Origin of the sequence: Nocardia sp. 852002-20019_SCH5090214, assembly GCF_001665865.1 — a bacterium.
GTDB classification, from domain to species: domain Bacteria; phylum Actinomycetota; class Actinomycetes; order Mycobacteriales; family Mycobacteriaceae; genus Nocardia; species Nocardia nova.
Genome location: NZ_LZMK01000193.1, coordinates 23,928 through 38,362 on the forward strand (window position 1 = coordinate 23,928; position 14,435 = coordinate 38,362).

Consider the following 14,435-nt stretch of genomic DNA (forward strand, 5'->3'; position numbering starts at 1 on the left):
GCCGCAATCGCGACATGCGTGAAACAGCTTGTGGCTCAGTCCAATCCGGCCGGGCGATGATAGGTGCCGTTGTAGTACAGCAGCGGGTTGCGCATCGGTTCGCCGCCGGTGTCGTCGTGTACGCGGGTGACCAGTCCGACGACCAGGGTGTGGTCGCCGATCGGGATCAGCCGGTGCACCGTGGCGCGCACCCAGATCGGGGTGCCGTGCAGCACCGGCTCGCCCGTGTCGAGCGTCGACCACAACTCCGGGTCGGCGAAACGCTGTTCGGCGGCACGCGAAAACCGCTGTGCCAGATGCTGTTGATGTTCGCCGAGGAAGTGCACGACGACCGAATCGGCCTCGGTCATCGCGTCGATGGACGAGGAGGTGTGCGCGATGTTGAACGAGATCAACGGCGGATCCAGCGACAGCGAGGCGAAGGAGGTGGCGGTGAATCCCACCGGGCGTTCCGGCCGGCTCAGGGTGACAATCGTCACTCCTGCGGGGTAGTGGCGCATGGCGGCTCGGTACTGCGCTGCGGTGATGCCGTCGTGCTGAGGTCGGAGTCGCTCGGGTTCGAGATCGGCCAGCTCGGCGTCGGGTCGCTGGGAACTGCTCACGCTTCCAACCTACGTCCTGCCCGCTCTCCCGCAATCCCGACCGCTGTCCCGGTGCCGCCGAACTGCCCCGATACGCTGTACGAATGAGTGATTGGAAGGCTTTCGACGTCGAGCGCACCGGTCACGTCGCGCGAGTGACGCTGACCGGACCCGGCAAGGGCAATGCCATGGGCCCGGATTTCTGGAGTGAGTTGCCGCTGATCTTCGGCGAGCTGGACGCCGATCCGGAGATCCGCGCGATCGTGCTCACCGGTTCCGGTAAGCACTTCTCCTACGGTCTCGATCTGCCCGCGATGAGCCCGACCTTCGGTCCGCTGCTGGCCGAGAAGGCCCTGGCCGCACCGCGCACCGATTTCCTCTACGAGATCCGGCGCATGCAGGCCTCGGTGACCGCGGTCGCCGACTGCCGCAAACCCGTGATCGCCGCGATCTCCGGCTGGTGCGTGGGCGGCGGACTCGATCTGATCGCCGCCGCGGATATCCGCCTGGCCAGCGCGGAGGCCAGCTTCAGCCTGCGCGAGGCCAAGGTCGCCATCGTCGCCGACATCGGGTCGCTGCACCGGTTGCCGGGCATCATCGGCGAGGGCCATGTGCGCGAGCTCGCCTACACCGGCAAGGACATCGACGCCGCGCGCGCGGAGAAGATCGGCCTGATCAACGACGTCTACCCCGACCAGGAGGCGGTACTGGCCGCCGCGCACACGCTGGCGGAGGAGATCGCCGCGAACCCGCCGCTGGTCGTGCAGGGCATCAAGGACGTGCTCGATCAGCCCAAGGCCGGCAAGGTGGCCGACGGGCTGCGGTACGTGTCGGCGTGGAACGCGGCCTTCCTGCCCTCGGAGGATCTGACCGAGGCGATCCAGGCCGTCTTCGAGAAGCGCAAGCCGAAGTTCCAGGGCAAGTAGCGCTCGAGCCGGCGGCCTGCCGACACGGCTGCCGAATCGGCGAGGGCGCCCGCGGGACGCATACGCCCGCGAGCGCCCTCGCTCGGTAGGGATGCCCGGCGGCCCGGCGGCACGGGTCGCCGGCGGCACTCAGTGCCCGCCCTGCTCCTGCAGCCGCTTGAACGCCTCATCGGCGAGAGTCTCGGCCTTGGCCCGGCCGTCCCAGCCGTCGACCTTGACCCACTTGCCGGGCTCGAGGTCCTTGTAGTGCTCGAAGAAGTGCTCGATGGCCTTGCGCTCGAACTCCGGGATGTCGTTGACATCCTGGATGTGATCCCAGCGCTTGTCACCGGACGGAACCGCGACAACCTTCTCGTCGCCGCCGGCCTCGTCGCTCATCAGCAGCACACCCACCGGACGGGCCTCGACGATCACGCCGGGGAACACCGACTCGGGCAGCAGCACCAGGCAGTCCAGCGGGTCGCCGTCGGAGCCCAGGGTGTTCTCGATGTAGCCGTAGTCGGCCGGGTAGACCATCGGGGTGTAGAGGTAGCGGTCCAGCCGCACCCGACCCGTCTCGTGGTCGACCTCGTACTTGTTGCGCTGCCCCTTGGGGATCTCGATGGTGACGTCGAACTCCACGTCATCTCCTTCGTCCGATGCGTATGCGTTGATGCGGTACGGCTGCTCGCCGGCGTGTGCCGCGGCCGACTCGCCGACCGGTTCGGTGGGCTGCCGACTCGCCAGCTCGTTCGGTGGAACGCCGGCGAGGTGAGGATAGTGTGGTCGATGCGCGCATGGGTGCGGCAGGGAGCGTCCGCCTCACACGGGTGAATAGGGAGACAGCTGTCACGTGGTAGGTCGAGGTAGGAAGAACATCGGTGGGCTGGCCGCTCGCCGACGCCGCAATATGTGGGTCGCGGTGCTGGTCGCAACCGTTGTCGCCGTCGTCGTGGCCACGGTCGCCCTGGTGACGGTGCGCCCGTGGACCGAGGAATTCCGGCACGGGGGTTTGACGATAGCCGCACCCCCGGCCCCCGTGAAGCCTTTTCCGCAGCTGAATCCCGCCTCGGCGAATGCGCCCGAACCCAGCCGCCAGGGCCTGGCCGATGCCCTGTCCCATGTGGCGACCAGTCCGGACCTGGGCAATTTCGCCGGATCGATCTCCGACCCCGACACCCGCGCCACGCTGTGGAGCGCCGATCCGGACAAGCCGATGATCCCGGCGTCCACCCTCAAGGTCATGACCACGGCGGCGGCCCTGCTGGTCCTGCCGCCGGATCATCGGCTCACCACCCGGGTGGTGGCCGGCTCGGCGCCCGGTGAGGTGGTGCTGGTCGGCGCCGGCGATCCCACCCTGACCGCGCAGGCCGACGGCAAGGGGTACTACCCGGACGGGCCGAAGTTGTCGGATCTGGTGGCCCAGATTCGTGCCGCCGGCCATCCGGTCGACACGGTCGTCGTCGACACCTCGCTGTATTCCGGCCCGACCTCACCGGCCGGCTGGGATCCGGCCGATATCGCGGGCGGTTCATGGGCGCCGATCGAACCGGTGATGATCGATGGCGGTCGCCTCGACCCGCTGGTCGAATATTCGCCGCGTTCGGCCACTCCCGCCTTGGACGCGGGTCGCCGGCTGGCGCTGGAGCTGGGCGCCGACCCCGCGAAGGTACGGCTCGGCAAGGCCGCGCCCGGCGCCGCCGAACTGGCCCACGTGGAATCCGCGCAGCTGCGAGACCGGTTGCGGGACATGATGATTCACTCCGACGATGTGCTCGCCGAGACGATCGGCCGGGAGATCGCCGCGGCGACCGGTGGTGAGCAGTCGTTCGCCGGTGCCGCCTCCGCCACCTTGACGGCGTTGAAGGCGGCGGGTTTCGACACCGCGGGCGTCACCCAGATCGACAACAGCGGACTGTCCACCGACGACCGGGTTCCGGCGCGATTGCTCGACCGGATCATCGCCGAGTCGGCCGCGTCCGCGCAGCCGGGCGGTGCGGATCCGGGCGGGACCGCCGCGCCCTCGGTCGTCGACACCGGTGACACCGCCGCGGTCGCCTCTCCGCTGGCGCCGCTGCTGGACTATCTGCCGGTCGCCGGCGGTACCGGATCGCTGGCCGTGCGGTTCGTCGACGGCGGCCCCGAACGCTCCGGAGCGGGCTGGGTGCGCGCCAAGACCGGAACTCTGTCCGTGTCGAGCGCGTTGGCTGGATATGTGTTGGATCGCGACGGCCGGGTCATGACCTTCGCGCTGATGTCGAACGATCGGCCCCCCGAGGCCAGCCGTCCGGCATTGGACGCCGTCGCCACCACGCTTCGCAACTGTGGATGCTCCTGACGGGTGGAAATGCGATGACCGGATCCGGTGACCCCGCCGATGGCCGTACCGCCGACGATGCCGCGGTCGCCGGTCGCGAACCCGTGGAGGTGGCGACGAACTCGGCCGCGAAGCGCTCGGTGCTGGCCGGCTCGGTCGATTGGCAGCTGGCCGCACGCGCCGGTAGCGCCGTCGTGCCGTCCGGTCCCCGCACCACGCGGTATTCGGCCGAACAGGTCGTCCAGGAACTGTCCGAGGCGTCCGTGCGGGCCGAGGGCCCGGTGCGCGAGGTGAGTCTGCTCCTCGACGACCAGCCCGTTCCGCAGGCCACGATCGTCGATCGCCGCGGCTGGATCCGCGCGGCCGCCGAATCCATGTCCGAACTCACCGGGTCCGCCGACGACGAGCGCGGCCGTTTCGCCGGGAAACCGGCCGGTGTTCAGGCCGGGGCGATGCTGGCCTTCCTGTCCACCGCGATCCTCGGCCAATACGACCCGTTCAGCGGGCCGGACGGCACCCTGTTGCTGGTCGCCCCCAACATCATGGCGGTGGAACGCGCGCTCGGCGTCTCGCCCAGCGACTTCCGGCTGTGGGTGTGCCTGCACGAGGTGACGCATCGGGTGCAGTTCTCCTCGGCGCCCTGGCTGGGCGACTACATGAAGAGCAACGTCGACACTCTCGGCGCCGTCGGCGACGAATCGGTGAACGAGGTGCTGACCCGGCTGATGGAGGAGTTACGCCGCCGGCGCGACAACGGTGTCAGCGACGATCCGGCCGATCGCGGCATCCTCGGCCTGCTGCGCGCCACCCAGCCACCGCCGCAGCGCGAGGCACTGGACCGGCTGCTCATGCTCGGCACGCTGCTGGAGGGCCATGCCGACCACGTGATGGATGCCGTCGGCCCGGCCGTGATCCCCACCGTCGCGCAGATCCGCGAGGCCTTCGATCAGCGCCGGCGGCGCCCGGCCAATCCGGTCCAGCGCCTGTTGCGTGCCCTGCTCGGCGTCGATGCGAAGGTCGCGCAGTACGTGCGCGGCAAGGCATTCGTCGACGAGGTCGTCGGCAAGGTCGGCATGCAGCGGTTCAACACCGTCTGGACCGACGCCGACACCCTGCCCCGGCCCGACGAGATCAGCACCCCGCAACGATGGATCGACCGAGTCCTGGGATGAACCCGGCGGATCTGCCCGCGGAGGCGCCGAGAACGGATCCGGTGTCGGCGGCGCAGATCCGATCGCCCGACCATGCGCAATCGCCGTCGGCGTCCGAGCCGGTCCGGCTGGGCGCACAGGAGGCGCGGGCAGTGGAGCCGGCACGGTTGCCCGAGACCCGAGCCGTCTTGGTCATGCGGCACGCGGTGCGGGATTGGCTTGTGCGCTACGCGCCGGACGGAGTGGTTGCCGTCGCGCTCTCCGGCGGGGCGGATTCGCTCGCACTGACGGCTGCGGCGGTGGCCGAGGCCGCGGCGGTCGACGCGCTCATCGTGGACCACGGGCTGCAGGACGGGTCCGCGGAGGTCGCCGCCGAGGCGGCCGCCGTCGCCCGGCGACTGGTATGCCGATCCGCGCGGGTGTGCCGGGTGCGGGTGAGCGGCGCGGGTGGCCCGGAAGCCGCCGCCCGGGAGGCGCGCTATCGGGCCCTGGACGCGGCGCGCGCCGGGCTCCCGGTGCTGTTCGGGCACACCCTCGACGACCAGGCGGAAACCGTGCTGCTCGGATTGGCGCGCGGATCGGGTCCGCGTTCGATTCGCGGGATGACGGAATTCGACGAGCCCTGGGGCCGGCCGCTGCTGGGTGTGCGGCGCGCGGTCACTCGGGAGATGTGCCGGGATCTGGGCCTGGTGCCGCACGAGGATCCGCACAACGCCGCCCCCGAATTCACCCGTGTCCGGCTGCGGACCGAGGTGCTCCCGCTGCTGGAAGAGGTCCTGGGTGGGGGTGTGGCGCCGGCGCTGGCTCGCACGGCCGCGCACCTGCGCGAGGACGGCGAGGCGCTCGATGCGATTGCCGATCGATTGCTGATCGACGCGCGTGATGGTTCGTCACTGTCGGTCGAGACACTCGCCACGATGCCGTCCGCGATTCGTCGGCGTGTCATCCGGGCCTGGCTGCTCGACGGCGGTGCAAAAGCCTTGACGGACAAGCATTTACGCGCGGTCGAGTCCTTGATTACCGAGTGGCACGGCCAGGGCGGCGTCGCGGTCGGCGGAGGAATGCCGGGGATCAGGTTGGTTGCCAGGCGCGAACGTGGCAGGCTGACGTTGGCGTTTGCACGATAACGACCCGAAGGGAAGCCAGCACACGTGTACGGGGACGACATAGCGTCGGTGCTGATCACCGAGGAGCAGATCCGAGCCAAGGTCGACGAGCTGGCCGAACTGATCGCGAAGCGATATCCCCCCGACGCGCCCGAGGGTGATCTGCTGCTGGTCGGCGTGCTCAAGGGTGCGATCTTCTTCATGACCGAGCTGGCGCAGGCGCTGCCGATCCCGACGCAGATGGAGTTCATGGCCGTCTCGTCGTACGGGTCGTCCACCTCGTCCTCGGGCGTGGTCCGGATTCTGAAGGATCTGGACAAGGACATCGCCGGGCGCAACGTGCTGATCGTCGAGGACATCATCGACTCCGGTCTCACGCTGTCGTGGCTCATGCGAAACCTCTCCAGCCGCAACCCCGCCTCGCTGGAGGTGGTGACGTTGCTGCGCAAGCCCGATGCCCTGCGCACCCACATCGAGGTCGCGCACGTCGGCTTCGACATCCCGAACGAATTCGTCGTCGGGTACGGACTGGACTACGCCGAGCGTTACCGCGATCTGCCCTACATCGGCACCTTGAACCCGCGGGTCTACAGCGCCTGAACTGGGCACATGACCGAATTGGTGACCGAATTCCGCCGGACTGTGGCGAAAATCACCGTTTGAAGATGTTCCCTGCGCAATCGCTATCGATGGAAGTTGCTGGTCGGCCCGGATAGTGGGCCGTCTCGGCGACGGAGATCTACGCGCTGCGCCGAAAGTGACATCACCGCTGGTCGTCGCGCGCGGTGAAGTCGTTTCATCGGCTCTCGGCGACGACAGTCGCGTTCGCTGGAAATTTTCCGAGGCGATTGTGCTGGAGTTATGGCGGAGCCCTATGCTGTCGGTAACAAACCGTTTGGCTGTTTCTGACCCTCTATTCGGACTCGAAGGTCTAAAGCGGCTGGATTTCCAAGACCGATTCTGATAGCAAGGTGCTATGGACCCGCATTTGCGCGACCTGCGGTACTTCGTCGCCGTCGCTGAGGAACTGCATTTCACCAATGCCGCCCAGCGGCTGCACATCGCTCAACCCACCCTGTCGCGGCAGATCCGCCAGCTCGAGCGTCAGCTCGACGTCGTCCTGTTCGATCGCAATCAGCGCAGCGTGGCGCTGACCGTCGCCGGTAAAGAGCTGCTCGAGGGCGCCCGCCGCATCCTGGAGCTCTGGGAGGTCACCAACGTGGCTCTCCAGGAAGCCGGCGAGGTGTTGCGGGTCGGTATCCAGAGCTCGATCGGACGCGGTCTGATCGCCGAACTGGAAAGTGCCAGCGGACATCGGCTGGCGCTGCATTCGGCATCGTGGACCGATCCCTCCAGCGGCCTCGCGGGCCGGCAGGCCGATCTGGCGTTGATGTGGCTGCCGGTGCCCGATTCCGGGCGCTACCGCTGGCAGGTGCTGCGCACCGAGGCGAGGTGGGTGCTTCTCCCGGAAAATCACCGGCTGGCCGATCAGGAGACGATCGAATTCGCCGATCTGATCGACGAACCGTTCATCGCGATGCCCGCCGAAGCCGGTGCGGCACGCGACTTCTGGCTCGGCGGCGACGCCCGCGGCGGCCGCCAGGCCAAGATCGGCGGCGAGGCCGCCACGGCCGAGGAGCGGCTCGAGGCCGTCAGCCTCGGACTCGGGGTCTGCCTGCTGGCCGAGAACAACGTGCCGATGTATCGATGGCCCGGGCTCACCGCCCGCCCGGTCGCCGGCCTCGCGCCGTGCGAACTCGCGATGGTGTGGCGCGCGGACGACGACCGGCCGACCATTCTCGACTTCGCCAATCGCGTTGTCGCCGGGGGCTTCTCCGTCGTCGAAGACGACCGATAACGCGACCGAACGATAGGCGCTGTCAGGCGGTGCGTTGCCAGGGCTGGGCCGCCTCCAACTGGGCGGCCAGCCGCAGCAGCGTCGATTCACTGCCGGGTGGCCCGGCCAGCTGTGCCGCCACCGGCGTCCCGGTGCGCGGATGCAGTCCCATCGGGACGCTCGCCGCGGGCCAGCCGACCAGATTCCACAGCGGCGTGAACGGCGAGAAGCGAACGTTGGCAACGACATTGGCCAGCCAGCCGCGGGCGTGCCAGTTGCGTGCCGCAGGAGCGGGGGCGGCCAGGGTCGGGGTGATCACCACATCGTGCTGCTCGAAGAAGTCGAGCAGCCGCGCCTCGAGCCGATCGACCTGATTCGGCCGGACCAGACCGGCCCTCAGCACCGCCCGGCCCAGCGCGATATGCACGCGGCTGCGGCGTTGCAGCAGTTCCGGATTCGCCACCGCACCGGCCTCGCGCGCCGCATTGGCCAGCCAGCGCCACGCCAGCGCGGTGGTGGCGCCCTGGTAGGGCAGTGCGGCGGGAGCGACGCCGTGGCCGGCCTCCCCGGCGAGCCGGGCGGCGGTCTGCGCGGCCGCCGCCCAATGCTTGTCCACCCGTACCAGCGGGGACGGCGATCCGGTCGCGATCGCGATGCGCAGCGGCGTCGGCGGTTCCAGATCGGCCAGGGCGGGCCGGTCGGCCAGCACCGAAAGCATGAGTGCCGCATCGGTGACCGTGGTCGCGAGCACTCCGTTCTCGGTCATGCCGCTCCAGGAGTCGACACCGACCTGGGCCGGGACCACGCCGCGCCCCGGCTTGATGCCGAATACGCCGCAGCACGCGGCGGGTATGCGCACCGACCCGAGTCCGTCGTTACCGTGGGCCACCGGCACGAGTCCGGCGCCGACCGCGGCGCCCGACCCACCCGAGGAGCCGCCGGCGCTGTAGCGAATATTCCACGGAGAACGCACAATTCGCTCGGGCGTGTCGGAGGTGCCCCAGAGCCCGCCCTCCGGCATCTCGGTCAGACCGACCACGACCGCGCCCGCGGCGCGCAACCGCCGCACCACCGGATGATCCGAGCCGGCGGGGACGCCCGACCCGGCGCGCGACCCCGCGGCCGTGATCTCACCGGCCACATCGATGTTGTTCTTCACCGCGACGGGAACGCCGGCCAGCGGGAGGATGTCGAGATCCGCGCGGTCGGCCAGGGCCCGGCTCTCGGCCCGTGCCCGCTCCGCGCGGACGGTGTGGAAGGCGCCTACTCGCGTATCGCCTCCGGCGATGCGATCCAGCGCGGCGTCGACGACCTGCCCGGCGGTGACCAGACCGTCGCGCACCGCGGCGGCGATCGCGGTGGCGGTCGTCAATGTCGCCGGGTTCGGGACGGTCTCGGCGGGGTCCGCGGCATCGCCCACGGGGAGCGGCTCGACGTCCGCCGGCCGCGCGGGCGCGTCGGGCCGCTGGGCCGGGTCCGCCGACTGCCCGGTGTCGCCGGGGTGCTCAGGGGGCGCGGCCTGTGCCTTCACGGTGGCTGCGTCCTCCGCCGGTACTGCGGCGGTGGGCGATCGCGACGGGTCGGCCGGGGCGGTCGCCTCGGCGTCGGCAGGAGAATCCTGCTGGAGCTCAGCTGTTTCGGATTCGGAACCGGAGCCCGGAACCGCTGCTTCCGTACCGGTGGTTTCGTCTGCGTCCACTGCTACCTCCCGGGTGGCGCGCGAGACGGCGTTCGATATCGCGTCGGCTAGTGCGGTGCCCTCGTTGTGCATATGTCAAAGCCCCCGTCGCGTTGTGGTCGATATGGGCTGTTTCGATGTTGTCGCGCAAGTTATCACTTTCGGCGATGCACACCGTCGATGATCACAGGGCGTGGCGGATGGTGCCGCGAAACCACGACCGCGTCGACGTCGAATGCACGGTGGCCGCGGCGCCACTGGACACCGCGGCCGGACAGCTCGTTTCGCTCCGCGCTATTCGGTTCCGCTGCGGACCCGTTCCTCGTACGCCTTGCGGGCCGCCGAATCGACGTCGCCGAGGAAGGTCTGCTGCGCGCCCAGGGCACGCCCGATCGCATCGCCCACCGATTCCGGCAGCAACCCGACCACCTGCGAGATGGCGCCGGCCACCCTGGTCACGCGCACCTTCGACTTCGGCGCCACCAGGAGTTTCGCGATGGCCTCGGCGATCTCCTCCGGCTCGGCCGGGCGCATCAGCTTCGGCGCCGAAACACCCGATCCCAGTTCGGTGTTCGTCAGCGTCGGCAGCACCGAGGAGAACGACACGCCGGTATCGCGGTACTCCTCCCGCAGCGTGTCGGTGAAGCCCAGGACCGCGTGTTTGGTGGCGTTGTAGGTCGCCAGGCCGGGGATGTGGGTCTCCCCGGCGAGGGAGGCGATGTTGATGATGTGGCCGCTGCGCCGCGGCAGCATCCGGGCCAGCGCCAGCTTCGAGCCGAGGATGACGCCGTAGACATTGATGTCGATGATGCGGCGGGTCAGCGCATCCGGTTCGTCGACCACCTTGCCGGTGGGCATGATGCCGGCATTGTTGATCAGCACATCGATCGGGCCGAGCGCCCGTTCCACCTCGTCGAGGAAACTGCTGAACGACTGCTGGTCGGTCACGTCCACTCGGCCGTAGTGGTCGAAATCGTGGTCGGTGCCGGACTGTTTGACGGCCGTCTCGTCCACGTCGCCGATGGCGATCTTCGCTCCGAGTTGCTGCAGCCGCGTCGCGGTCGCCAGGCCGATACCGCGGGCACCGCCCGTGATGACGACGACCTTGCCGTTGATCTTGCCGAAGTCGGTCACTTCTTCCCTCCGACCGTGTCGAGCATGTCCTTGATACCCAGCCGGCGCATGCCACGCGCACCCGCGGCGCGCATCGCGGCCAGCGCGAATCCGAGTTTGGTGGTGTTGTACGGGAACCACATGAGTTCTTTTTCCTGCGTGGGCAGGATCGGCACGGTGATGGCCTGTTTGCGGCAGTATTTGCGCACGCCGTCGGCGCCGCCCCAGCGCGCGCCCACACCGGACTGCTGCCAGCCGCCCATGGGCAGCGCGAAGCTGAACATGTTGGCGAAGACGTCGTTGATATTCACCGCGCCCGCATTCAGCTGACGCGCAATGCGTTCCCCGCGCGCCTTGTCGCCGGTCCACACCGACGCGGACAGGCCGTAGATCGAATCGTTGGCCAGCCGAACGGCTTCGGCCTCATCGGCGACCTTCATCACCGGGATGGTGGGGCCGAAGGTCTCCTCGGTCATACAGCTCATCGAGTGGTCGACGTCGGCCAGCACGGTCGGCTGGTAGAAGGTGCCCACACCGGTGGCCTTGCCGCCGGTCACGGCCCGCGCACCCTTGGCGATCGCATCCTCGACGTGGTCGGTGACGATGGATTTCTGCGCGTCGTTGGCCAGCGCGCCGACATCGTATTTCGGCTCCCGGCCGTCGGCGCCCTGCCGCAGTTCGCGCACGTGCGCGGCCAGCTTCTCGACGAAGGTGTCGTAGATCGGCGCCTCGACGTAGACACGCTCGACCGAGATGCACACCTGCCCGGCGTTGAACAGGCCGCCGAACGCGACGCCGTAGGCGGCGCGGTCGATATCGGCATCGGCCAGCACGATCGCCGGATCCTTGCCGCCGAGTTCCAGGCTGTAGGGGATGAGCCGCTCCACGCAGGCGGCGGCGATCCGCTTACCGGTCTTCGTCGACCCCGTGAACTGCACGTAGTCGACGTTGTCGACGACCGCCGCACCCGTCTCGCCGGCGCCGGTCACCACGGCCAGCACCGGCGGCGCACCGATTTCGGACCAGCCGCGCGCCAGTTCCAGTGCGGACAGCGGAGTCACCTCGGAAGGCTTGAGGACGACCGCCGCACCCGCGGCCAGCGCCGGAATCACGTCGATCACCGGCATCGCCAGCGGGAAGTTCCACGGCGTGATCACACCGACCACGGGATAGGGCCGGTAGGCGGTGGTCAGCTTCTTGACCCGGGCCAGCGGGCTGTGCGGGGAGGGATGTTCGTCGGAGAGGAATTTGCCTGCGCGCCGGGCGTAATAGCCGGTGAGGTCGACCGAGAAGCTCGGATCGATCAGCGCGTCGACGCGGGCCTTGCCGGTTTCCGACTGCAGCACATCGGCGAGATGATCGGTGTGATCGATGATCCAGTCCTGCAGCTTCAGCAGCCATTCCTTGCGGCCCTCCGGCCCGATGGCCTCCCATTCGGGCTGGTAGAGCCGCAATTCGCGCACCTTGGCGGCCACCGCGTCGGCCGATTCGGCGGGGACGGTGCCCACCAGCTCGCCGGTCGCGGGGTTGCGTACCTCGATCTCGGTGGCCACCGCGGTCGCGACCGCCCTCGCCTGCGGCCCGGATGAGGAGGCCTGCTCGGCGGCGGCCGGTGCCGATTTCTCGGCGGCCGCGGTGCGCGACTTCGCAGGGGTGCTCGACTTCGCGGCCGGGGCGGACTTGGCCGCCGACTTCGCGGGCGTCTTCTTGGCCGCGGTGCGGCCTGCGGTCTTGCGGGCGGCCGGCTTGTCGGCGCCGGTCGGCTTCCCGGCCGTGGATTCGCCGGGTGACGGTTCGGTATTCGGCACGATGCTGTCTCTCCCCACGTGCGCTGCGCTGCGAACGGTTGACATTGTGAATCACTTCACTGATCTATGATCGTGTCACAATGAATCGCGCGCTGCTTGGTCTTTGCGGTCAAGGACTCGCGCGGAATTTGGCACCAGAGCACAACTTTTCGCCGCCGGTGACAGGTGGTCGGCGGCTGCGGAACGAGATCGTGTGACGGAGGGGGATCGGTGATGGCGACAGCTGCGTCCGATGTGGCGGTGCGGCAGTGGATGGCCGATTTCGTCGCCGAGACACTGCGCGGGGAGACCCTCGAACAGATGGTGGCCCGGCTCGACGCGCAGATCATCGGCCGCGTACCGGAGCTGACCGATCGTGATCTGCGCCGCGACCTGGAATCCAGCACCCGGGCGCATGCCCTGGCGGTGCTCAGCGGTCTCACCCAGGACGCGATGGACTACGCGGTTCCCGAGCAGGCACACGCGTTCGCGCGCACTCTGGCCCGCCGTGGCTACGACCTGCGGCTGCTGCTGCGGGTCTACCACGCCGGCCAGGAGGCCGCGAACGATTACATGACCGAGGTGATCGACGAGCGCCGACTGCCCGAGCAGTTCGAACGCTCGGCGCTGATCCGGCTGTTCGAGCGCTCCACCCGCTGGGTCAACACCTCCGTCGAGGCGTTGACCGACACCTATATGCAGGAGCGGGAGCGCGGTCTGCGCGCTGCGCTCAACCAGCGCACCGAAATCGTGCGCACCTTGTTGTCGGGGGAGGATGTCGACGCGGACTACGCCTCGGCGCGGCTGGGTTTCCGCCTCGCGCAACGCCAGGTCGCGATCGTGCTGTGGACCGATCCCGCCGCGCGCGGGGCCGCTGCGTTGCTGTCCGCCGCGGCGGACGGGTTCGCCGGCTGGATCGACGCCCCCGGCGCGGGCGACGGCGAGGATGCCCCGACCGGGCTGCCCGGTAATGCAGTCGCAGGAAACGATGGCCGCGCGGGGGAGCGTGCCCCGGGTGACGACCGGCTGGCGGGTGGCAGCGACGAACTCGGGCGGCTGGAACGTACGGCCACGCGGCTGGCCAACGCGCTCGGCGGGGTCGGCGTCCTCACCGTCCCGGCCGGATCGGCGGCGCTGTGGGCGTGGATCGCGGCCGATGCCGAGGCGGTCGCGGCGGTCGCCGCGGATATCGTCGCCGCCCCGATGCGCCTCACACTGGGTTCGTCCGGGACGGGCGTGGCGGGGTTCCGGCAGAGCCACCGCGAGGCGATCGCGGCCCGGCAGGTGGCCGAGCGCGCGGCCGTCGAACTCGGCCGGGTGCTGCCGTACGCGCAGGTCGAACCGGCATATCTGGCCGGTGCGGACGTCGCGGCGATGCGTGCGCTGATCCGGCGGGAGCTCGGACCGCTGGCCGCGCCGGATGCGAGTTCGGCGCGGCTGCGCGAGACGCTGCTCGCCTATCTGCGCTGCCACCGCAGCCCGGAGGGCGCGGCGGCGCGCCTGGGTGTGCACAAGAACACGGTCCGCTACCGCGTTCAGCGCATCGAGGAAACGCTCGGGCGCCGCATCGAGGAATGCGGGCTGCGACTCGAGCTCGCGCTGGAATGCGTCGCGGTCTACGGGGTGTGAGCGCTCAGACCCGGTCTCCGGTCGCGCGCAACGGCGGTTCCGCCGCCGCGGTCACCGGATGGTCGGGCAGTTCCGCCAGCAACGTCGTCGTTGCCGCCGCCACCGCGGCCACCGCCTTGTCGAAGGCCGGCTTCGTGACATACGACAGACCGGTCAGGCCACCCACCTTCCGCACGTATTCCTGTGCGGCAGCAAAGATTTCCTGCTCGGTGGCACGGGGTTCGAGCCCGCGCAGCACGGTGATGTTGCTCATGGCGCCGAGAGTAGCCCTAGGTAGGGGCTTGCGGCGCCCGATGAAACGGCAAATGTGAAAAATGTGTGTATCGGACTG

13 protein-coding genes are annotated in these 14,435 nt (G+C 69.3%); 7 read left to right on the forward strand and 6 right to left on the reverse strand.

All coding sequences use genetic code 11. The features are described 5' to 3' along the window. Positions 1-35: 35 nt before the first annotated feature. On the reverse strand, positions 36-500 hold the full coding sequence (locus A5780_RS15545) for a flavin reductase family protein (RefSeq protein WP_082856681.1): 465 nt from the start codon (positions 498-500) through the stop codon (positions 36-38). A 185-nt stretch (positions 501-685) separates the two neighbouring features. Between A5780_RS15545 and A5780_RS15550 the strand changes: the two genes are divergently transcribed. Continuing rightward, positions 686-1,507 (forward strand): crotonase/enoyl-CoA hydratase family protein, encoded by an 822-nt coding sequence (locus A5780_RS15550; protein WP_064908786.1) that lies wholly within the window; start codon positions 686-688, stop codon positions 1,505-1,507. Positions 1,508-1,636: 129 nt separating this feature from the next. On the opposite strand, the gene ppa is transcribed toward A5780_RS15550, so the two are convergent. Next, positions 1,637-2,128, reverse strand: a complete 492-nt coding sequence (gene ppa, locus A5780_RS15555) for an inorganic diphosphatase (protein WP_064908787.1) — start codon at positions 2,126-2,128, stop codon at positions 1,637-1,639. A gap of 268 nt (positions 2,129-2,396) precedes the next feature. Between ppa and A5780_RS15560 the strand changes: the two genes are divergently transcribed. From A5780_RS15560 to A5780_RS15580, 5 genes are all read left to right on the forward strand, one after another. Next, positions 2,397-3,824, forward strand: coding sequence for a D-alanyl-D-alanine carboxypeptidase/D-alanyl-D-alanine-endopeptidase (locus A5780_RS15560; protein ID WP_064908790.1), 1,428 nt, complete (start codon positions 2,397-2,399; stop codon positions 3,822-3,824). Between the two features lie 14 nt (positions 3,825-3,838). Then, positions 3,839-4,975 carry a zinc-dependent metalloprotease gene (locus A5780_RS15565; protein ID WP_082856671.1) on the forward strand — a complete coding sequence of 379 codons (1,137 nt, stop codon included), beginning with the start codon at positions 3,839-3,841 and terminating at the stop codon, positions 4,973-4,975. A gap of 173 nt (positions 4,976-5,148) precedes the next feature. Then, complete coding sequence (tilS, locus tag A5780_RS15570) at positions 5,149-6,081, forward strand: tRNA lysidine(34) synthetase TilS (protein WP_064908819.1); 933 nt, start codon at positions 5,149-5,151, stop codon at positions 6,079-6,081. Positions 6,082-6,105: 24 nt separating this feature from the next. Further along, positions 6,106-6,660 carry a hypoxanthine phosphoribosyltransferase gene (gene hpt, locus A5780_RS15575; RefSeq protein WP_030517362.1) on the forward strand — a complete coding sequence of 185 codons (555 nt, stop codon included), beginning with the start codon at positions 6,106-6,108 and terminating at the stop codon, positions 6,658-6,660. A 376-nt stretch (positions 6,661-7,036) separates the two neighbouring features. After that, positions 7,037-7,918: a LysR family transcriptional regulator gene (locus A5780_RS15580; RefSeq protein WP_030517361.1), complete on the forward strand. Its 882-nt coding sequence runs from the start codon at positions 7,037-7,039 to the stop codon at positions 7,916-7,918. 22 nt (positions 7,919-7,940) lie between these two features. Here A5780_RS15580 and A5780_RS15585 read toward each other — a convergent pair whose 3' ends face one another. The 3 genes from A5780_RS15585 to A5780_RS15595 all read right to left on the reverse strand — a co-directional run bounded on the left by A5780_RS15585 (position 7,941) and on the right by A5780_RS15595 (position 12,241). Continuing rightward, positions 7,941-9,317 (reverse strand): amidase, encoded by a 1,377-nt coding sequence (locus A5780_RS15585; protein ID WP_369829529.1) that lies wholly within the window; start codon positions 9,315-9,317, stop codon positions 7,941-7,943. A gap of 552 nt (positions 9,318-9,869) precedes the next feature. Next, entirely contained in the window at positions 9,870-10,709 is an 840-nt protein-coding gene (locus tag A5780_RS15590; RefSeq protein ID WP_063010153.1) for an SDR family oxidoreductase, read from the reverse strand. After that, a complete protein-coding gene (locus A5780_RS15595) occupies positions 10,706-12,241 on the reverse strand; it encodes an aldehyde dehydrogenase family protein (RefSeq protein ID WP_227463121.1) in 1,536 nt (511 codons plus the stop codon). The genes A5780_RS15590 and A5780_RS15595 overlap by 4 nt, the downstream gene beginning before the upstream one ends. 468 nt (positions 12,242-12,709) lie before the next feature. Here A5780_RS15595 and A5780_RS15600 point away from each other — a divergent pair, with 468 nt between their 5' ends. After that, positions 12,710-14,104: a CdaR family transcriptional regulator gene (locus A5780_RS15600; protein WP_064908792.1), complete on the forward strand. Its 1,395-nt coding sequence runs from the start codon at positions 12,710-12,712 to the stop codon at positions 14,102-14,104. A gap of 4 nt (positions 14,105-14,108) precedes the next feature. On the opposite strand, the gene A5780_RS15605 is transcribed toward A5780_RS15600, so the two are convergent. After that, positions 14,109-14,357, reverse strand: coding sequence for a DUF2277 domain-containing protein (locus A5780_RS15605; protein WP_030517356.1), 249 nt, complete (start codon positions 14,355-14,357; stop codon positions 14,109-14,111). Positions 14,358-14,435 lie beyond the last annotated feature (78 nt).